Here is a 20,001-nt window from a genome sequence, read left to right as displayed (position 1 = left end):
CCTGACGCACGCTTTTCTCCGCGCACGTCAGGCTACAGTTACTGGACTCTCACTCAACCGGCCTTAAGGCCGGTTTTTCATAGCACCGTTTCATTTTCCAGCTTTTGTCGTTTACGCAAATGTGGGAATAACTTCATCCACAATGCCACCACAATCAGCGTACCGATGCCGCCAATCGCAGCGGCGGGCGCAGCACCCAACCAGGCGGCTAATAAGCCCGACTCAAACTCACCCAGCTGGTTAGAGGTGTTAATAAAGATAGCGTTGACGGCGTTGACTCGGCCGCGCATATCGTCTGGTGTATCAAGTTGCACCAGCGATCCGCGAATCACCATGCTGACCATATCGAAGCCGCCGAGCGCCGCTAATGCAATCAACGACAACCAGAGCTGGCTCGAGAGCGCAAATACCAACGTCGCCACGCCGAAGCCCGCCACCGATCCAAACATAATCATGCCGACGTTCTTTTCCAGCTTGTTACGGCTCAGCCATAAACCGACTAATAGTGCACCGATGGAAGGCGCACCGCGCAACATGCCTAATCCCCAAGGTCCGGTATGCAGGATATCTTTGGCAAAAATCGGCAGTAGCGCAGTGGCACCGCCCAACAGCACGGCAAACAGATCGAGCGAAATCACACCCAATACATCTTTGCGCTCACGGATAAAGTGAATACCGGCAAACAGGTTTTTCATGTTCATCGGCAGCCGAACTTGCGGTGGACGCTCGTAGCGCAAACGGCTCACCAGAATCAATGAGATCAGATAAAACAAGCCTGAGACGCCATACACCACATCGGGACCCGCAACGTAAAGCAAGCCGCCCAAAGTCGGCCCGACGATGACCGCTGCCTGGCCGCCAACCGCATTAGAAGCCATGGCACGCGCTAACATCGACGGTGGCACCAGCGCTGGCAGCATGGATGACATAGCCGGCCACTCCAGAGCTTTCGCTACCGAAATCATAAAGACTAATCCCCACAATGCGGTTTTATCCGCCCAGTGGAACAGCGTTAGCATCACCAGCGCCGCTAATGCCGCGAACTCAATCAGCTGACCACAGAGCACAATTCGGCGGCGATCAAACTGATCGGCTAAATGTCCGGCAGGCAAGGCCAATAATACCGAGGGCAAAAACTGCATGAGTCCAATCATGCCCAACGCTAACGCGCTGTTGGTGAGCGCGTAAATCTGCCAGCTGATCGCCACCGAAAACATCTGAAAACCAAACGACGAGCAGGTTCGAGCCAGCCAGAAAGCCACAAACGCGCGATGTCGCAGCAGCGAATCTTCCGCTGCCGATGCCATAAATCCCATTTTTCCATCCCATTTTTAAGTGGCCTAAAACGGCCTGTCCCGCGTCGTTGCACGGTGTTCTGTGTGGCGCAGCCGCACCTTGTCATGCTTTTACTCAGCTTTAGGGTGCGTGAAAATAGCCTGCCAGGCAACGGCATCCCGTGCGAACGATCGTTGACGTTCATTCACTTACGCGATGTTATTTTGATAATTCAATTAACGTCCTACTTGTTCCGCTTGTTGAATATATTTGTCGTAATTATCGGAAGCCAAGCGGTAATTCTCCGGTTTAATGCCAGATATAAATTAATTAACGCAATAAAAAGGGTGATTTGACTTACAAAATTGTTTTATATTTAGCCGCGTTTTTAACGTAAAAATGTTTATATCAATAATTAATATCCAATTAATTTTTATAATTTTTTAATAGAGATAATGGAAAACAGTTTATACAATCCTTATGTTACTGAACAAATTCATCACGTGAATAGTAATGTCGCTGGCATTTGCTATAGCGTGCCTTATCTCCATTCAACCCGTTCAACCCAGGACAATCCAAACATACTTAATACGCGCAACATAATTTCATTACATAACCAACTCGCTAATGAAGCAACATTAATGATTATCCCGTTTGAAGAAATTAGATTACAGGGAATGATTAAGGTGCCTCAGGCTTATTCTCATTTGAAAAACAGCCGCGTTAGGCTTGGTATCAATTATTTCAGTTTAAAAGCGCATTACGCGGCACTGCTTGAATTATCAAACGATTTTAGTTTCTGGCTCTATGACTTTGCACCGCCTGGCGCAGACTGGCGCGTGATGGATTCTTTTCCCCTCTCTGGCATTGTGCTGAATGAAAGTTTCTTTAATGAAAATTATCAAAAATTCACCTTTCCTTTTTTTATGGCGTCATTTCGTGAAAGAGACGCTGAGGTGATTGTCCGCAGTCATGAACCGCGATTATCGACTGAACAATTGGCGGCGTTGAATATTACTGGTTGGCAGCAACAGCGCTCTGAAGGTGAACTGCTGGAGATATAACGCTAAATATGGCTTCGTTGTCTTAAGGGCGCATACTCGCGCCCTTACCTCGCATATAACCCCATAAAATGTCGCATTATTCATTACGTTAAGAGCATTAAGCTAAAAAAATCAAACCTCTTAACGATTTTGCTATAACATTTACTTCACAGGGATCTAAAGACTTATTGGAAGAGTCAGATAAGAACACCTTTTCCATCAGTATCTTATAACTGAAAACAGCTTATACGGTTGTTTTCTCATGTTTATGGCAACGAAACGAGGTCGATATTATGGGGAAAAACTCCTCATCTTTTGGCGTAATTCGTCTCCTGACAGTGCTGTTCGCAGTGCTGACGGGTGCGTTTATGTTGATTGGCGGTATTTGGTTAGCCGCCATTGGTGGTTCCTGGTATTACATCATCGGCGGTGCAGCGATGCTGCTTACCGCTTTCCTGATTTGGCGTCGCAACAGTGCCGCGCTGATCGTTTACGCTTTGCTGCTGCTCGCCACATTGGTGTGGGGTGTTTGGGAAGTCGGCACTGACTTCTGGGCGCTGGCACCGCGTACCGACGTACTGGTGATCTTCGGCATTTGGCTGATTCTGCCGTTTGTTTATCGCGGCTTTAACAGCGTCGGCAAAGGTGCGTTAGGCGCAATGGGCGTGGCGTTGGTTGCCAGCGTTCTGGTTCTCGCCTATGCCGTCTTCAACGATCCGCAGGTTATTGAGGGTTCAGTGCCGGCGACTGCCGACAATGCTCCTCAAGCCCAGCCGCTGAGCAACATCGCTGACGCTGACTGGCCAGCTTATGCCCGCGACCAGCAGGGTACGCGTTTTTCTCCGCTGAAGCAGATCAACAATCAAAACGTTAAAGAGCTGCAGGTTGCCTGGCAGTTCCAGACCGGCGATTTGAAAACCGCGAACGATCCGGGTGAAATCACCGATGAAGTCACGCCGATTAAAATCCGTGACACGCTTTATCTCTGTTCCCCGCATCAGATTCTGTTTGCGCTGGATGCAACAACCGGTAAGCAAAAATGGAAATTTGATCCCGGCTTGAAGCCGAACCCAACATTCCAGCATATTACCTGTCGTGGCGTCTCTTACCATGAAGTTCCGGCCGCAGCGGATGCAGCAAACAGCCAGCCTGCGCTGTGCTCGCGTCGTGTCTATCTGCCAGTGAACGATGGTCGTCTGTTTGCGTTGGACGCAGAAACCGGTGAGCGTTGCCCAGCATTCGGCAATAACGGCGAGCTGGATCTGCAGCACAAGCAGCCGGTTACTACGCCGGGCCAGTATGAGCCTACTTCTCCGCCAATCATCACCGATACCACTATCGTGATGGCAGGTGCCGTAACAGATAACTACTCTACCCGTGAACCTTCAGGTGCTATTCGTGGCTTTGATGTGAACACCGGTAAACTGTTGTGGGTGTTTGATCCAGGCGCGAAAGATCCTAACGCGATTCCGGCTGATGAACACACCTTCACCATGAACTCGCCGAACTCGTGGGCCCCTGCGGTTTACGATCCAAAACTGGATACCGTTTACCTGCCGATGGGCGTTACCACGCCAGATATCTGGGGCGGTAATCGCACGCCAGAGCAGGAGCGTTACGCGAGCAGCGTGCTGGCTCTGAACGCCACTACCGGTAAACTGGTATGGTCGTATCAGACTGTTCACCACGATTTGTGGGATATGGACTTGCCTTCACAGCCAACGCTGGCTGATATCACCGACAAAGATGGCAACACCGTTCCGGTGATTTATGCTCCGGCTAAAACCGGTAACATCTTCGTGTTGGATCGTCGTACGGGTAAGCCAGTGGTTCCTGCGCCAGAAACGCCGGTTCCACAGGGTGCCGCCAAAGGCGATCATGTCTCTGCCACGCAACCGTACTCTGAACTGACCTTCCGTCCTAAACAGAATCTGACAGACAAGGACATGTGGGGCGCGACGATGTATGACCAGCTGGTGTGCCGCGTGATCTTCAAGCGTCTGCGCTATGAAGGTCCGTTCACGCCGCCGTCAGAGCAAGGTACGTTGGTGTTCCCAGGTAACCTCGGCATGTTCGAATGGGGCGGTATTGCGGTCGATCCACATCGTCAGATCGCGATTGCTAACCCAATGGCGCTGCCGTTTGTGTCGAAGCTGATCCCGCGTGGTCCCGGCAACCCAATTGAGCCACCGAAAGGTGCTGAAGGCGGTTCCGGTACAGAAACCGGTATTCAGCCACAGTACGGCGTGCCTTACGGCGTTGAGCTGAATCCGTTCCTTTCTCCGTTCGGTCTGCCGTGTAAGCAACCAGCATGGGGTTACGTTTCTGCTGTTGACCTGAAAACCAACGACGTAGTGTGGAAAAAACGTATCGGTACCGTCCGCGACAGCGCACCGGTTCCAGTACCGTTCAAAATGGGCATGCCAATGTTGGGCGGCCCAATCACTACCGCCGGTAAAGTCTTCTTCATTGGTGCAACCGCAGATAACTATCTGCGCGCTTTCAGCACCGATACCGGTGAAATGTTGTGGCAGGCACGTCTGCCAGCAGGCGGCCAGGCAACGCCGATGACCTATGAAGTAAATGGCAAGCAGTATGTTGTCATTGCTGCTGGCGGCCACGGTTCGTTTGGTACCAAGCTGGGTGATTATGTGATTGCCTATGCATTGCCAGACAGCAAGTAATACGCATTAAGCGAATGACACAAGGCGGACTTCGGTCCGCCTTTTTTTATGGCTAATGCTTTCCGCATGCGGCAGCGTCTCCTTGCCTAAATAGGGCAACGTCTCCTTCCTCAAATACGGCAACGTCTCCTTCCTCAAATACGGCAGCGTCTCCTTCCCCAAATACGGCAGCGTCTCCTTTCCCAAATATGGCAGCGCCTCCTTTCCCAAATATGGCAGCGTCTCCTTTCCCAAATATGGCAGCGTCTCCTTCCCCCGCTTCGCGGGGGAAGGCCGGGATGGGGGACAGCGAGTACCTTACCAAAGCAGCGAATACCTCACCAAAGCAGCGCATACCTCAGTAAGCTCAGTACGGAGCCGCCTGTCCCCCACCTCAGTCCTCTTGAGTGCGAGGTCGTTTGTCCCCCACCTCGGTCCTCCCCCACGCGTGGGGGAGGAAGATGCTGCCATATGCGAGTAGTGAAGCTGCATGTGGCAACGTCTCCTTACTCAAATATGGCAGCGTCTCCTTCCCCCGCTTCGCGGGGGAAGGCCGGGATGGGGGACAGCGAGCTCTGAGCGAACGCCAACCCCATTAATCTCGGCTACGCCGCCAGTTCAGCCAGCTACACATTGCCATCACTACGCAGGTGGCTAAAAATACCGGCCTCATTCCAAAAGCGCCGCCGACAAATCCACCAAACAGTGGCCCGCTGACCTGACCGATATACTGCGCCGAAGTCGAATAGCCCAGCATCCGTCCGACCTGCGTTTCCGGCACGTTGTGGCGGATAATCGCGGTGATGCAGGGCATTAATCCGCCCAGCGCCATTCCCATCAGGAATCGCAAAACCACTAATTGCCATGCCGCCGTGATAAATGCCTGCGGGATTAATAACAGCGCACACACCAGCAAACCTGCGGTTAACACACGCCAGTGGCCAATACGATCCGCCAGCTTACCCAGCCTCGGTGCAGAGAGAATGCTGCCCAACGCGGCGGCAGACATTACCAAGCCCGCCATGAATGTCACTGCCTGATCACCCTGCACAAACTGACCGATATAAAGAGTAATAATCGGTTCAATCGACATATTGGCGAAAATCAGCAGCATGCCCGAAAGCCACATTAACCGCACCAGCGAACGATTCACAGGCTGTTCCGCTTCGTGCTCTGTCGTGCTGGTTTTTTCTCTCGTTTTTGGTTTAGGGACTTCTTTTAATAAAAAGGTCGTCGCCAGGAAAGCGAGGAAAATCACCGCACCGGTCAGCCAGAAAGTTTGTCGAATGCCAATCAACGGCGGCAACGCACCGCCCAGCAACGGACCCACGACGTTACCGGCCATAATCCCTGAGGCCAATATTCCCAGTGCCCAGCCGGTCTGCGATTTGGGTGTTTGTGAGGCGACTAAGATGGTCGAGCCAGAGGCATAACCGCCTAATAATCCTGCCAGTAAACGTAGCGCAACCAGTTGCCACGGCGCGGTTGCCATACCAATCAGCGACATCGCCACCGCCATGCCGAGGCTGGCGCGGATCAGCATCAGTTTTCGTCCGTAGCGATCGGCCAGTTTTCCCCAGAGCGGCGCGGTCAGGGCAGCTGTAAAAAACGTGGCGCCATAAGCGATGCCTGACCAACGAGCAATTGCAGCTGGTTCACTTACGCCTAATTGCTGAACATAAAGCGGCAAGAACGGCAACAGCAGTGTCATCGCTACAATGGTGCTGAACGATCCCAATACGCAAACCCATAAGTTGCGCCGCCAGTATTGAAACTCCACAACTGCACTCTGTTCCATAGCAAATTCCCGATAATGATCAGGGAGTCAGGCTACCAATGGTGCATATTAAACAACAGTCGCGGCGTGATATTTACTCTGTAGCCCTTTCTGTTGCTACTGAACAACAATCACGCCGATGCTAATGCGTTAATTAACGTGTCGCAGAGTAAGCTGATGGGCGAAGTCGGCTGTTCTGCATCGTGTAATAGCAGATAGCTTTGCAGGCGATCCATTTGCCATTCCGGCAACAGCTGCTGAATTTCTCCCCGCGCCACTGCTTCCTGCGCCATATAGGAAGGCAGATAAGCAATACCGCTACCGGCGAGTGCGGCGTTTAATAGCGCCATGCTGTTGTTAGCACGAAAACGGCTGCGAACTTCCACCACCAGTCGCTGCTTATCTCGGCGAAACGGCAGTGCCGCCGTGTGCGCAGGGCCATGAAACATCAGCAAATCATGGCGTGGCAACATATCAGGATGGCTAATAGCAGGATGCTGCATCAGATAACCTGGCGCGGCGTACAATCCCCAATCGATATCGCTGAGGACGCGAAAATTGCCCTGCTGAGGTGCACGGGCGCGGATAACAATCGCCACATCAACCTGATCGCTGATTTCATCACTGTTGCGATCGGTTAAATCAAGATCAATATTGATATGCAGGTGGCGGCGAAGAAAGCGATTAAGCAGCGGCACAATACATTGGCAGCCATACGTTACCGGTGCTTGCAACCGCACATTGCCTGTAAGTTCCTGATGCATCTGCTGCACGAAGGCATCCGCACGATGCATCTCAGCTAGCATCCGCATGCAGAAAGGATAATAGGCCTGCCCCAGTTCAGTGAGCGCCATTTTGCGGGTGGTGCGTTGTAAAAGTTTGATACCAAGCCGCACTTCCAGCCGGGCAATTTCGCGACTGACGTGAGATTTAGATAATCCCAGTGCGCGTGCCGCCTCGGTGAAACTTTTTAACTCTACGACACGCGCAAACAACAGCATGGCGGTCAGGTTATCACTGTTATCCATTACTCATCCCTGGCTGATCTCTTTCGCATCATTTGAAATAAAAATATCATACGTTACGCTCAGGGCGTTAATTCGCGTTTATCGTGAGTTTATATTTAAATCAATGTCGTTTCACACGCTGAACTAACCAAGAAGGAAAATAAGAGAGTGGAGTCTTAAAGCGGTATTTTTTTGATCTGCTATCGGTAATTATGTCGATAAACCTGCCCAGAAACTAATAACGGACATTAGCGTATAAGGTTTAATTGAAGGCGATAAAAATGGCATTATCAATGCGGCAACAGGCGACGAAACCAGCAGAACCTCACCCGGTTAAAAATGCCAAAAAGTAGGCACAGCGGTGCTTAGGATGGTGCTATCTTCAGTGAAGCCTTCAACAGTGACTTCAACAGCAATGCCAATGCAGGAGCTCATTCAGAGGGAAACTGCAACCGAGCGAAAATATCCTCATCGCGGAAAAAAACAATAAAACTAACCAATGAGAAACAGCCTTTACTGTATTTTTTCATGCTCGCCGTTCTGTTATTTTCTCTTGCTCTGTCTAATACAAACGAATTTCATCTTGGCTAATATGTCTTACTCTCGTCAGTATCCCGCCTGTTTATTATTATTCGGGTACATGCCGAATTCGTACACCTGCCAATACCATCATTTGGCCAAAGGCGATCATTCCGACGTTCTCGATCAACAGCGTTTGCAACGCATGCCATGGCAAGAACGTCGGAATTTTCAGCTTGCCATAGCCAGCGGGAATAAAAGACGATCGGGTTCGACGCGTCTTTGACGACGCAGTTGCCCTGGCGTCACCATAAAATAGTTTTTAAAGGTACGCGTATACGCCTGCTGCGTATCGAAACCATAACTCATCGCCACCTGTAAAATGGCTTCATTGCTACTGAGCAAGGTCAACGCAGACTCGGTTAAACGCCGCTGACGAATATATTCAGCCAGTGAGAAACCGGTGTGCTGCCGGAATAATCGTTGCAGGTGCCAACGGGAATAGCCGGATCGACGTGCTACCTCGTCCAGATGCAAATCGTGTCCTAAATTGCCTTCAATCCACTCCAGCAAACTACGAATAAACTCGCGCTGATTCATGGGTTCCTCCTGATATCGCCTGATGTGCAGTGAACCCACTTTAACGCGTTAAATTTATCCCTTAATTAGCAGAAAATTAGCGCAGAATTAGCATCTGCGCTTTTCGGGTCTTAAACCTGACCTAAAACGTGCTGCGGCCACCTGTCTACCGCGTGAAGGTTAACGGCTATAATTCTGCGCTAACTATCCAGCGCTAAACTGCTGCCAGCGCTACACTGCCAGCAACTTTTTAGAGGACATCATCCATGCGTGTGTTGTTAGTCGAAGATGATGAAATGATTGGCGCAAATTTACAGCAGGCGCTGGAAGCAGCGGGCTGGTCAGTTGACTGGGTTCGTGACGGTGTTTTTGCCCATAATGCCTGGGCTGAGGGCGGCTACAGCTGCGTATTGCTCGATCTCGGTTTACCGCGTGATGACGGTTTGCAGGTGTTACGCCGGGCGCGCAGCCGTGGCGATGCGACGCCAGTGCTGATTCTCACCGCACGCGATACCGTGGCGCAGCGCGTACAAGGGCTGGACACCGGCGCAGATGATTACCTGCTTAAACCTTTTGATCTGCAAGAAGTGCTGGCAAGAATGCGTGCCATTACCCGACGTCGTCACGGCGCGGCAGATTCGGTGTTAGGCAGCGGCGATGTGCAGCTAGACATGTTGACGCGTGAAGTGATGTACAAAGGCCAGCGCGAGCAGCTTACCGCGCGTGAATATGCGCTTTTGTATGCCTTACTGGAGCGTCCGGGCGCCATTTTGTCTCGTGAGCAGTTGGAAAACCGCATTTACGGTTGGGGCGAAGAGGTCACCAGCAACGCGGTGGATGTGTTGATTCACGGTATGCGCCGCAAATTAGACAACGATGCAATCCGCAATGTGCGCGGGTTAGGCTGGCGAGTACCGGCAATATGAAACCTTTCACTTTTATGCGATCCCTGCGTAATAAATTATTGAGCACGCTGCTGATTATCCATTTATTGATGATTGGCGGCGTGAGCTGGTATTTCTTCAGCTGCTATGGCGACATGATTGGCACTATGAAGGATGATCAGCTCTCTAAAATCGCCGATGCCTGGGCAACCAACAAACAAATTCCTGCGTTAATGCCCCTTATGGTGCCAGCCGACAAGCTGAAAAGCGCGTTTGTGGTTCAGCTCTGGGATGCCGATGGTCAACTGCGCGCCAGCTCCTGGCCAGAGCTGCACGCCCCGCTGCAAGCGAAAAAAGGCTATCACGATGCCGATGTCGGCGGTTGCCATGATTGCGAATGGCGTATTTATACGCGACCCGGCCAACCCGGCAGCGATATCAAAACCATTCAGGTGATGCATAACCTGAGCTATATGAAAGAGTTGATGGTGAAGCGGGCACTCTCAGCGATCGTACCATTGATCCTAATGATGCCGCTTTCGCTGCTGGTGATCTGGTTGGTAGTGCGTAAGATCACCCGCGATCTCCGCGTCGCGTCGCGCCAGATCGCCGCCCAGGAAACACATCATCCCCACAATGTTTCGCCCGATGGCTTACCGGATGAGATCCTGCCGCTGGTTGCGGCTTACAACTCGCTGCTCGATAAACTGCGCGCAGCCTGGTCGGCCCAGCGTCAATTTTTGGAAGATGCTGCTCATGAACTGCGAACGCCTGTCACCGCTGTTACCTTACAGCTAGAAAATTTACGCCAACATATTCAACAGGGTGAAGCCAGCCGCCAGTTTGATCAGCTTGAAGCGGGCGTGACGCGCACACGTCATTTGGTCACACAGTTACTGAATATTTCACGTCAGGAAGATCAAACCGTGGTCGCCAGCATCGAGAATATTGAACTGGACGATCTGCTGAAAGAGAGCATTGAGCAGCTCATGGTTGTGGCAGATAAGCGTGGTATCGACATCGGTTTCAACGGCTCTACCCATTATCGTTTGCAGGCGAGCCGCTCCGAACTACGTAGCCTGTTCGATAACCTGATTGGTAACGCCATGTTACATACGCCAGAAGGCAGTTTGGTGGATGTTTTACTGCATCGCGTTGCGGGACAAACGGTGGTCGATATTGTTGATAACGGGCCGGGTATACCGGAATCGTTTATTGAGCGTGCTTTTGATCGCTTTGCCCGTTCGCCAGATGTGAAAGCCCAAGGCAGCGGTCTGGGTTTATCGATTGTGCGTAGCGTGGCGGAAAAGAACAGCATTCATGTCGCACTTTCCAACTGTTTCAATCCACAAGGCGCCATTTGCGGCTTGCAGGTTCGCGTTACCCTTCCCTGATCTCACCTGTTCAAAACGGAACCCGACAACGTAAACGGTTGCCTGGTTCCGTTCGCTACCCGCTATTAATGTGATCATCATCACATTTCAGCTGAATTATCATGCAACACATTTTGACAAACGTGAGCAAAATCTATTTTCTATCCCCTTGTTGCAGGCACGCTACGCGAGCTTAAAAACGCCTTTGGCTGATTAAAACAATTCACTGCCCATCAAGGGATCGATTTCACTCTGATCGCGCCAGTCGTGCAGCGGTCAAAAGCATGTGGTTAATGATAATGAAATTTAAAACGTTGGTAGCAGGTGCCTTGCTGGCATGTTCCATGAGCGGCGCTGCACAAGCGGCTGAAAGCGATCCGCAGTATGTTTCTGACTGGTGGCACCAAAGCGTCAACGTGGTGGGCAGCTACCACACGCGTTTCGGACCCCAGTTCAACAACGATGTTTATCTGGAATATGAAGCTTTCGCCAAGAAAGATTGGTTCGATTTTTATGGCTACCTCGACCTGACAAACTTCTTCGGCGTGGGCAACAGCAATGCCAACGGCATTTTTGACCACGGCTCACCGATGTTCATGGAGATCGAACCGCGCTTCTCTATCGACAAACTGACCGGCACCAGCCTGGCGTTTGGTCCATTCAAAGAGTGGTATTTCGCCAATAACTACATCTACGACATGGGCCGTAACAGCGATAATCGCCAAAATACCTGGTACATGGGTTTAGGAACCGACATCGATACGCACAGCGATGTTGGCCTTTCATTGAACGTTTATGCGAAATATCAGTGGGAAAACTACGGCGCGGCGAACGAAAATAGCTGGGATGGCTATCGCTTCAAAGTGAAATACTTTGTACCGATCACCACGCTGTGGGGGGGTAATCTGGGCTACGTGGGCTTCACTAACTTCGATTGGGGTTCAGACCTGGCTGAAAAAGGCGGCTCTTCACGTACCAGCAACTCTATCGCCTCTAGCCACATCCTCTCTTTGGGTTACGATCACTGGCATTTCTCTGCCGTGGCGCGTTATTTCCACAATGGCGGACAGTGGGCTGATGGCCGTGAGCTGAACTTTGGTAACGGTGATTTTGAAGTGAAATCTACCGGTTGGGGTTATTACCTGGTTGCAGGTTATAACTTCTAATGCCACAGGCGGCATTCGCCGCCTGCCTCGCTCTTCCCCACTTGGGGAAGAGCGCTTTGCCTTTATTCATGCGGCTTCAAAACATTGATGCGCCATGGAATTCCGAACTTATCGATGAACATACCAAACCCTTTGGCCCAGAATGTTTCCTGCCAAGGCGTTGTGATTTTCCCCCCGGCTGATAACTTTTCAAACCAGGCTTCACCTTGCGCCGTATCGGTTGTCGCCAGGCTGACCGCGTAACCTGCGTGCTCAGAAGCGGGCGGCTGATTAGGGTTGCCGTCACTTAACATCAGCTCCCCTTGCCCGATACGCAAATGCGCATGCATGATTTTTTCAGGGGGTAGCGGCGGCGCTGATTTATCGCCGACCTGCTCGCCCTGCTCCGGCATATCGCCAAAAGTCACCTTATAGAGCAGCTCGCCACCCGTCGCATTCAAGTAAAACTCGATCGCCTCTTCACAACGGCCGTAGAGAAACAGGTAAGGACTCACTTGCATCGTAACCTCCATTGGTGGGTTGGATGGATTAATTCACCACACTCCAAAGTGTAGACGATGAGAGCTGGTCACTTGTCACTGCTGGCAATTTCTACGGAATAACTGCGCCATGTAGCTGCTCATCGGCGTTAGCGCAGCGTCTTTTCGTTGAATCAAATAAAAGGTCGCTTTCGGCAGCGGTTCATCCAGCTCTAATGCCACCAACTGTCGGCCTAAAATAGGATCATCAATCACATCCACCGACAAGATAGAGACGAAATCGCTCTGCGCCACCAGGCTGGTGCAGGCCATAAAGGTTTCGCAGGTAACGACAATTTTCGGTGCCATGCCGCGATCGCCAAACAGATCATGCAGCAAGCGATAATAGCTGCCTTTGGGCGTTGGCATGGTCCAGTCACATTGCTGCAACTCTGCCAGCGAGCGCGCTTTCTCTAGCGGATGCCCTTTCCGCACGACCACTTTGTATTCGCGCTCCATCATGCGCTCGTACATCAACTCCTGATCGAGATGGCTTTGATCATAGGTATTGATGGTGAAATCCAGCGCGCCCTGGCGCAATTCATGCACCATCGACACCAACTGGCCTTCAACAATGCGTACTTTGACCAGCGGATATTCACGGTGAAATTGATTGATTACCTGCGGCATGATGGTGCGCGCAACGCTGCCGCCTACACCAATATTCACTTGCCCACCGCCCAACCCCAGGCGCTGCTGAATATCTTCTTGCGCTACCCGCAACTCCTCCAACACCAGACTGGCGTGACGAAAAAAGTTATCACCGATGTCGGTCAACACCACACCTTGCTGGCGGCGAACAAACAGCCGTGCGCCAAGAACCGACTCCAGTTCCTGAATCGCTTTCGTCAACGCGGGCTGTGAAAGGCCCGATAAACGGCTAGCCGCGCGAATACTGCCCTGACGCGCTACGTCAACAAACGCGCGTAATTGATGAAGTTTGAGATTAGCAGGCATGATTTTTGTGATAACCGCTGTTTATCAGACACAAGATATTCGCATCTTATGTGGGTGTTTACCATTGTGTAGATTCAGAACAATGCATAAAAAACCAACACCAGGAGATTGCCGATGAACACCCTTTCCGACCACGTCAGCGCATTGATTCCGCAGATGAAAAGCTGGCGCCGCGACTTCCATCAATTTGCAGAGTCAGGCTGGCTAGAGTTCCGCACTGCTACATTGGTCGCCGAAGCGCTACACAATCTCGGTTATCAACTGCAACTGGGTCGTGAAGTGATTAATGCGGATGCACGCATGGGCTTGCCCTCTGCCGAAGTGCTACAGCTTCAGGAAGCCCGTGCGTTGCAACAAGGTGCGCTCCCGCAGTGGTTATCTTACTTCTCGGGCGGATTTTGCGGCATCGTTGCCACGTTGGAGACCGGTCGTCCCGGCCCGGTAATGGGTTTTCGCGTTGACATGGATGCGCTGGATTTGAATGAAAGTCAGGCCGCGGATCACCTGCCGCAGCGCGAAGGCTTTGCATCCTGCAATCCAGGCATGATGCACGCCTGCGGACATGATGGTCACACCACCATCGGCCTTGGCGTTGCCTCACTGTTAATGGCGATGAAAACGCAGTTGAGCGGCACCATCAAACTTATCTTTCAGCCTGCTGAAGAAGGCGTGCGGGGTGCCAAAGCGATGGTTGAAGCGGGCGTGGTCGATGATGTTGATCTGTTCACTGCCATTCACCTCGGCACTGGCGTACCGGCAGGCGAACTGGTGTGTGGCAGCGACAGTTTCCTCGCCACCACCAAGCTGGACGTGAGCTTTACCGGTGTGGGCGCGCATGCAGGTGGCCGCCCCGAGGAAGGCCGCAATGCGCTGTTAGCGGCGGCGCAGGCCACCTTAGCGCTGCACGGTTTAACCCAGCACAGCGGCGGCGTGGCGCGCGTCAATGTCGGCGTGTTGCAGGCGGGAACGGGGCGTAATGTAGTCGCCGATTGTGCGCTGATGAAGGTGGAAACACGCGGCGTCAGCAATGAAGTTAACGACGACATTTATCAGCAGGCGCTGCGCGTCATCGCCGGTGCAGCCACTATGTATGGCGTTGAATATGAGGTGAAGCTGATGGGCGCTGCACGCAGCTCTACGCCAACGCAACCTTGGGTAGATTTCATCCACCAGCAGGCTGAAGCGCTCGGTGTGTTCAACTCGGTTGTCGATCGCAAACAGCAAGCCGCTGGTTCGGAAGATGCCACCTACATGATGGAGCGCGTTAAGCAGCGCGGCGGACAAGCCTCCTACGCCATTTTTGGCTGCGAGCTGGCCGCGGGCCATCACAACGCGAAATTCGATTTCGATGAGAAGGTGATGGCAACCGCCGTCACATTGCTCTCTACGCTGGCGCTGAATCAGGCGCAGTTTGGCGGTGCACGATGATTGAATCGTTTATTGCGGATTATATCGAGCAGCATCAGGCCCGCTTTAGCGCACTTAGCGATGCTATATGGGACGTGCCGGAAACCCGCTTCGCCGAAACCCGCTCCTCCGCGCTGCTGGCTGATGCGCTGGCAGAAGAGGGTTTTGACGTTGAGCGCGGTGTCGGCGGCATGGATACCGCGTTTATCGCCAGTTTTGGCAGTGGCAAACCCATTATCGGCATCTTGGGGGAATTCGATGCGCTGGCGGGCCTGAGCCAGCAGGCTGGCTGTGCACAACCGAAACCGCTGGTGGAAAACGGTAATGGTCACGGCTGCGGCCACAACCTGCTGGGTACCGCCGGGCTGGCTGCGGCGTTTGCGGTGAAAGCCTGGATGCAGCAACACAACACCGGCGGCACGCTGCGCTTTTATGGTTGCCCAGGCGAAGAAGGCGGCTCCGGCAAAACGTTTATGGTGCGTGAAGGTCTCTTCAACGATGTAGATGCCGCAGTGACCTGGCATCCTGAAGGTTTCAGCGGCATGTTCAACCTCAGCACGTTAGCCAATATTCAGGCGGCGTTTCACTTCAAAGGCGTCGCGGCACATGCCGCTAACTCACCGCATTTGGGGCGTAGCGCACTGGATGCGGTGACGCTGATGAATACCGGCGCCAATTTCTTGCGTGAACACATTGTGCAGGAAGCGCGTCTGCATTATGCGGTGACCAACAGCGGTGGCGTCTCGCCTAATGTCGTGCAGGCCGATGCCGAAGTGCTGTTCCTGATTCGCGCCCCTGAATTGCAACAGGCGCAGGATATCTATCAACGGGTGATCAATATCGCCAAAGGCGCGGCGCTGATGACAGATACCCAGATGTCAGTGCGTTTTGACAAAGCCTGTTCCAATTATGTGCCAAATCGCGCACTGGAAGCTGTGATGGAGCGTTATTTGCATCAGTTTGGCTTACCCGATTACAACGATGAGGAGCGCGCGTTCGCGGCAGAGATCCGCGCCACGTTAACGAAAGATGACTTACGCAATGCGCAGCTGAATGCGGCACGCACGGGTGGCGAAGCGGGTCAGGCGTGGGTTGAGACGCTGGGTGACAAGCTTTTCATGGATGAGGTCGCCCCGTATGCGATCACGCGTGAAATGCTGTATGGCTCAACCGATGTCGGCGATGTGAGCTGGGTTACGCCCACTGCGCAGTGCTTTGCGCCCTGCTTTACCTTCGGTACACCGCTGCATACGTGGCAACTGGTGGCGCAAGGCCGCACCAGCATCGCGCATAAAGGCATGTTTTTGGCGGGAAAGGTGATGGCGGCAACGGCATTAACCCTGCTCAACGATGACGATGCGCTGGCGCGCTGTCGCGACGAATTCAGCAAGGCACGTCAGGCGCAGCCTTACGCATGCCCAATACCGGACGGCATCACGCCGTCAAAATTGGCCGATTGAGCCACCGGCCGCGCCTCATGGCGCGGACCGAGATAAAAACAAGCAAACACAAGACGAGGAAGGACGGATGGAAGTCGCATCGGAGAACCGCAGCCCGGGTAAGGTATTCAGCTGGATTGAACGCGTTGGCAACAAAGTACCCAATCCCTTTTTACTGTTTGTTTATTTGATTGTGGCGTTGATGGTGGCAACCGCCGTGATCAGCGCACTGGATTTAGCCGTTAAAAACCCCAGTAACGGCGAGATGGTACGGGTCAATAATTTGCTTAGCGTGGCGGGCTTACAGTGGATCCTGCCGAATATCATCAAGAACTTCAGTAGTTTTACGCCGTTGGGATCGATTCTGGCGCTGGTGATTGGCGCTGGTCTGGCGGAAAAAGTCGGGTTGCTGCAATCCCTGATGGTGAAAATGGCCTCACGCGTTAGCCGCCGTTATGCCAGCTATATGGTGCTGTTCATCGCTTTCTTTAGCCACATCTCTTCTGATGCAGCTTTAGTGGTGATGCCGCCGCTCGGCGCGCTGATTTTCCTTGCGGTCGGGCGTCATCCGGTTGCCGGGTTATTGGCCGCGATCGCGGGCGTTGCATCCGGTTTTACCGCCAACTTACTGATTGTGACCACCGACGTGTTGTTATCGGGCATCAGTACCGAAGCAGCAAAAGCAGTGAGCGATACCGTGCACGTCAGCGTGATCGATAACTGGTTTTTCATGGCGTCGTCGGTGATTGTGCTGACCATTGCCGGCGCGCTGCTGACCGATAAATTCGTCGAGCCGCGCTTGCCGCAGTGGAAAGATGGCAGCGGCGAAAAACTTGCTGCATTGACACCGCTGGAGAATCGGGGCCTACGTACAGCGGGCATTGCCGCGCTGCTGTTTATTGGCTTAATGGCGCTGCTGGTGGTGCCCGAACATGCGCCGCTGCGCGATCCCAAAACCGGTTCGATCATTCCCTCGCCCTTCATTCAAGGCATCGTACCGATCATCATCCTGTTCTTTTTCGTGGTGGCGATTGCTTACGGCGTGGTCACAAAGCAGATCCGTCGCCCGGATGATATTCCGCAGCTGCTGGTCGATCCGATGAAGAATATGGCGGGCTTTATCGTGATGGTGTTTCCGCTGTCGCAGTTCGTGGCGTTCTTTAACTGGAGCAACATGGGCAAATTCATGGCACTCGGTCTGACCGACGTGCTGGAAAGCGCAGGAATCAGCGGTGCACCTGCGTTTCTGGGCCTAATGTTCCTTTCAGCATTTCTTTGTATGTTTATCGCCAGCGGTTCGGCCATCTGGTCGATTCTCGCGCCGGTCTTTGTGCCGATGTTTATGCTGCTCGGCTTCCATCCCGCGTTTGCCCAGATGATTTTCCGTATTGCCGATTCCTCCGTGCTACCGCTGGCACCCATGTCGCCGTTCCTGCCGCTGTTTCTGGCCTTTCTACAGCGCTACCAAAAAGATGCACAGCTTGGCACTTACTACATGCTGATTTTCCCCTATCCGCTGGTGTTCTTTATCAGCTGGATTGCACTGCTTCTGGTCTGGTACGCGTTAGGTTTACCGATTGGTCCAGGCGTCTATCCACAACTGCATTAATCCCGATTCGCCATGGACGGCGAAAACTGCAACGTACGTTGCTAAATACTCACCAACTTGCCTCTCGGCAACGATCCTCGAATTTATTATCCTGCTATCTCTTCGCTTGCTAACGGTTAATTATTTTTAAATCTAATCAAGACCGCTAGCGAGATTTGCAAACACTGCCACACCGAGGTTTACGTAAAAATGACAACAGCCTGCCCAACAGGGATGGCGCCGACGCACGCTTCGTCGGCACCCAACAACAGCTTAGCGGGACGCATTGATGCGCTGCCTTCCTCCGCCGGTTTGTGGCGTTTCATTTCTTTGCTGGCGCTAGGCGGCTTCTTCGAACTCTACGACCTGTTTGAAACCGGCTACATCAGTTCTGGCTTGCTGGCCACCGGCGTTTTTCATACGGGCAGCGCAGGCGTGTTTGGCTTTTCCGATCAGGCCGCTTTTGCTTCTGCAACGTTTCTGGGTCTGTTTTTTGGCGCAAGCCTGCTGGCGCCCTACGCCGATCGCTTTGGTCGCCGCCTGACGTTTATGTGCGCACTCATGTGGTATGGCCTGTTTTCGCTGCTGATGGCTTTTCAGCAAAGCGCCGAAATGATCATCCTGTTCCGCTTTTTAGTCGGTATTGGCTTGGGCATTGAGCTTGTCACCATCGATACCTACTTGTCGGAATGGGTGCCTACGCATCTGCGTAGCCGCGCCTTCGCGTTTTCATTTTTCATTCAGTTTCTCTCAGTGCCTGCGGTGGCTTTGATGTCGTGGTGGCTGGTGCCGCAAACCATCCTCAGCCTGGAAGGCTGGCGCTGGGTGGTGATTGCAGGCGCGCTCTGTTCACTGGTGATTTGGTTTATTCGCAAAAACCTGCCGGAATCGGCACGCTGGCTGGCGCAACAAGGCCGTCATCAAGAGGCGCATCAGGTGCTCTCGGCAATGGAAACGCGTTGTGGCATGACGCCGGGCGCAGATTTTCCACCCGATGATGCCGCGGCACAACTGCCGAAAAAAGGGCGTTTCAGCGAGATTTGGGCACCCGCTTATCGCAAGCGCACCCTGATGCTGGTGGTGATGAATTTCTTCCAGGCAATTGGTTTCTTCGGCTTCGGTAACTGGCTGCCCGCGCTGCTGTCGGGCAAAGGCACCACGGTCACACACAGTTTGCTTTATGCCTTTTTTATCACGCTGGCCTACCCGCTCGGTTCATTGATTTGCAGCCGTTACGCCGATAAGTTTGAAAATAAATGGCAGATTGTGATGTCGTCGCTGATGACGGTGATATTCGGCACGCTGTTCGCCTTCCAGACCAATCCGGTGCTGCTGATTATTTGCGGCTTTTTGATCACCTATTCCAACGCCTGGCTGACATTTAGCTATCACGCTTATCAAACTGAGATCTTCCCGACGCATATTCGCGCCCGTGCGGTTGGCTTTTGCTACTCGTTCAGCCGCTTATCGACAGTGTTCAGCAGCATTTTGATTGGCTTGATTTTGCAGTACGCCGGCACGCAAGGCGTGATCGCCTTTATTGTGCTGAGTATGCTGATGGTGATGTTGTCGGTGGGAATTTATGGCCCGAAAACGCGCGGCATTGATTTAGAGAATATTTAACATCTGCGCTTGTTTTTCTTAAGTGCGAGGTCGTTTGGCCCCCACCTCGGTCCTCTTGAGTGCGAGGTCGTTTGTCCCCCACCTCGCTCCCCATAAGTGCGAGGTCGTTTGTCCCCCACCTCGGTCCTCCCCCATACATGGGGGAGGAAGATGCTGCTACATGCGAGTATTGAAGCTGCATGT

General features: G+C 52.7%; 15 protein-coding genes. 9 read left to right on the top strand and 6 right to left on the bottom strand.

Annotation, left to right across the window (positions count from 1 at the left end; translation table 11 throughout):
* Nucleotides 1-77: 77 nt before the first annotated feature.
* Nucleotides 78-1,316 (bottom strand): MFS transporter, encoded by a 1,239-nt coding sequence (locus SC127_RS11720; protein WP_332626562.1) that lies wholly within the window; start codon nucleotides 1,314-1,316, stop codon nucleotides 78-80.
* Nucleotides 1,317-1,730: 414 nt separating this feature from the next.
* Between SC127_RS11720 and SC127_RS11715 the strand changes: the two genes are divergently transcribed.
* Nucleotides 1,731-2,339, top strand: a complete 609-nt coding sequence (locus SC127_RS11715; protein ID WP_332626560.1) for a hypothetical protein — start codon at nucleotides 1,731-1,733, stop codon at nucleotides 2,337-2,339.
* Nucleotides 2,340-2,611: 272 nt separating this feature from the next.
* A complete protein-coding gene (locus SC127_RS11710) occupies nucleotides 2,612-5,002 on the top strand; it encodes a glucose/quinate/shikimate family membrane-bound PQQ-dependent dehydrogenase (RefSeq protein ID WP_215847856.1) in 2,391 nt (796 codons plus the stop codon).
* Between the two features lie 574 nt (nucleotides 5,003-5,576).
* Here the strand turns inward: SC127_RS11710 and SC127_RS11705 are convergent.
* From SC127_RS11705 to SC127_RS11695, 3 genes are all read right to left on the bottom strand, one after another.
* Nucleotides 5,577-6,779 carry an MFS transporter gene (locus tag SC127_RS11705; RefSeq protein WP_332626558.1) on the bottom strand — a complete coding sequence of 401 codons (1,203 nt, stop codon included), beginning with the start codon at nucleotides 6,777-6,779 and terminating at the stop codon, nucleotides 5,577-5,579.
* A gap of 110 nt (nucleotides 6,780-6,889) precedes the next feature.
* Nucleotides 6,890-7,786 carry a LysR family transcriptional regulator gene (locus tag SC127_RS11700; protein WP_215847858.1) on the bottom strand — a complete coding sequence of 299 codons (897 nt, stop codon included), beginning with the start codon at nucleotides 7,784-7,786 and terminating at the stop codon, nucleotides 6,890-6,892.
* A 729-nt stretch (nucleotides 7,787-8,515) separates the two neighbouring features.
* On the bottom strand, nucleotides 8,516-8,884 hold the full coding sequence (locus tag SC127_RS11695) for a helix-turn-helix domain-containing protein (protein ID WP_215847859.1): 369 nt from the start codon (nucleotides 8,882-8,884) through the stop codon (nucleotides 8,516-8,518).
* A gap of 245 nt (nucleotides 8,885-9,129) precedes the next feature.
* Here SC127_RS11695 and SC127_RS11690 point away from each other — a divergent pair, with 245 nt between their 5' ends.
* From SC127_RS11690 to SC127_RS11680, 3 genes are all read left to right on the top strand, one after another.
* The gene (locus tag SC127_RS11690) at nucleotides 9,130-9,789 is read left to right on the top strand and encodes a response regulator (RefSeq protein WP_215847860.1); all 660 of its coding nucleotides are present in this window, start codon (nucleotides 9,130-9,132) and stop codon (nucleotides 9,787-9,789) included.
* A complete protein-coding gene (locus SC127_RS11685; RefSeq protein WP_243078764.1) occupies nucleotides 9,786-11,141 on the top strand; it encodes a sensor histidine kinase in 1,356 nt (451 codons plus the stop codon). The genes SC127_RS11690 and SC127_RS11685 overlap by 4 nt, the downstream gene beginning before the upstream one ends.
* Before the next feature lie 278 nt (nucleotides 11,142-11,419).
* Nucleotides 11,420-12,286 (top strand): nucleoside-specific channel-forming protein Tsx, encoded by an 867-nt coding sequence (locus SC127_RS11680; protein ID WP_243078765.1) that lies wholly within the window; start codon nucleotides 11,420-11,422, stop codon nucleotides 12,284-12,286.
* A gap of 62 nt (nucleotides 12,287-12,348) precedes the next feature.
* On the opposite strand, the gene yjdN is transcribed toward SC127_RS11680, so the two are convergent.
* On the bottom strand, nucleotides 12,349-12,786 hold the full coding sequence (yjdN, locus tag SC127_RS11675; RefSeq protein WP_243078766.1) for a VOC family metalloprotein YjdN: 438 nt from the start codon (nucleotides 12,784-12,786) through the stop codon (nucleotides 12,349-12,351).
* Nucleotides 12,787-12,861: 75 nt separating this feature from the next.
* Nucleotides 12,862-13,761, bottom strand: a complete 900-nt coding sequence (locus SC127_RS11670; RefSeq protein ID WP_243078767.1) for a LysR family transcriptional regulator — start codon at nucleotides 13,759-13,761, stop codon at nucleotides 12,862-12,864.
* Nucleotides 13,762-13,875: 114 nt separating this feature from the next.
* On the opposite strand from SC127_RS11670, the gene SC127_RS11665 reads away from it, so the two are divergent.
* The 4 genes from SC127_RS11665 (at nucleotide 13,876) to SC127_RS11650 (ending at nucleotide 19,818) form a co-directional block, all read left to right on the top strand.
* The gene (locus SC127_RS11665) at nucleotides 13,876-15,189 is read left to right on the top strand and encodes a M20 family metallo-hydrolase (protein WP_332626552.1); all 1,314 of its coding nucleotides are present in this window, start codon (nucleotides 13,876-13,878) and stop codon (nucleotides 15,187-15,189) included.
* Nucleotides 15,186-16,628, top strand: a complete 1,443-nt coding sequence (locus SC127_RS11660; protein ID WP_332626550.1) for a M20 family metallopeptidase — start codon at nucleotides 15,186-15,188, stop codon at nucleotides 16,626-16,628. The genes SC127_RS11665 and SC127_RS11660 overlap by 4 nt, the downstream gene beginning before the upstream one ends.
* Nucleotides 16,629-16,695: 67 nt before the next feature.
* Nucleotides 16,696-18,216, top strand: a complete 1,521-nt coding sequence (abgT, locus tag SC127_RS11655; RefSeq protein WP_215847863.1) for a p-aminobenzoyl-glutamate transporter — start codon at nucleotides 16,696-16,698, stop codon at nucleotides 18,214-18,216.
* A 189-nt stretch (nucleotides 18,217-18,405) separates the two neighbouring features.
* Nucleotides 18,406-19,818, top strand: coding sequence for an MFS transporter (locus SC127_RS11650; protein ID WP_332626548.1), 1,413 nt, complete (start codon nucleotides 18,406-18,408; stop codon nucleotides 19,816-19,818).
* The last annotated feature ends 183 nt before the right edge of the window (nucleotides 19,819-20,001 follow it).

It is taken from the genome of Pantoea sp. T14, from assembly GCF_036663535.1.
Taxonomy (GTDB): Bacteria; Pseudomonadota; Gammaproteobacteria; order Enterobacterales; family Enterobacteriaceae; genus Pantoea; species Pantoea phytostimulans.
Note: the sequence above shows the minus strand (reverse complement) of the source record. Positions and strands in the feature narration are given on the sequence as shown.

Bases quoted from the DNA above. Each gene is read 5' to 3' on its own strand.
- SC127_RS11720 (WP_332626562.1), bottom strand. From the start codon at position 1,316: ATGGGATTTATGGCATCGGCAGCGGAAGATTCGCTGCTGCGACATCGC.
- SC127_RS11715 (WP_332626560.1), top strand. From the start codon at position 1,731: ATGGAAAACAGTTTATACAATCCTTATGTTACTGAACAAATTCATCAC.
- SC127_RS11710 (WP_215847856.1), top strand. From the start codon at position 2,612: ATGGGGAAAAACTCCTCATCTTTTGGCGTAATTCGTCTCCTGACAGTG.
- SC127_RS11705 (WP_332626558.1), bottom strand. From the start codon at position 6,779: ATGGAACAGAGTGCAGTTGTGGAGTTTCAATACTGGCGGCGCAACTTA.
- SC127_RS11700 (WP_215847858.1), bottom strand. From the start codon at position 7,786: ATGGATAACAGTGATAACCTGACCGCCATGCTGTTGTTTGCGCGTGTC.
- SC127_RS11695 (WP_215847859.1), bottom strand. From the start codon at position 8,884: ATGAATCAGCGCGAGTTTATTCGTAGTTTGCTGGAGTGGATTGAAGGC.
- SC127_RS11690 (WP_215847860.1), top strand. From the start codon at position 9,130: ATGCGTGTGTTGTTAGTCGAAGATGATGAAATGATTGGCGCAAATTTA.
- SC127_RS11685 (WP_243078764.1), top strand. From the start codon at position 9,786: ATGAAACCTTTCACTTTTATGCGATCCCTGCGTAATAAATTATTGAGC.
- SC127_RS11680 (WP_243078765.1), top strand. From the start codon at position 11,420: ATGAAATTTAAAACGTTGGTAGCAGGTGCCTTGCTGGCATGTTCCATG.
- yjdN (WP_243078766.1), bottom strand. From the start codon at position 12,786: ATGCAAGTGAGTCCTTACCTGTTTCTCTACGGCCGTTGTGAAGAGGCG.
- SC127_RS11670 (WP_243078767.1), bottom strand. From the start codon at position 13,761: ATGCCTGCTAATCTCAAACTTCATCAATTACGCGCGTTTGTTGACGTA.
- SC127_RS11665 (WP_332626552.1), top strand. From the start codon at position 13,876: ATGAACACCCTTTCCGACCACGTCAGCGCATTGATTCCGCAGATGAAA.
- SC127_RS11660 (WP_332626550.1), top strand. From the start codon at position 15,186: ATGATTGAATCGTTTATTGCGGATTATATCGAGCAGCATCAGGCCCGC.
- abgT (WP_215847863.1), top strand. From the start codon at position 16,696: ATGGAAGTCGCATCGGAGAACCGCAGCCCGGGTAAGGTATTCAGCTGG.
- SC127_RS11650 (WP_332626548.1), top strand. From the start codon at position 18,406: ATGACAACAGCCTGCCCAACAGGGATGGCGCCGACGCACGCTTCGTCG.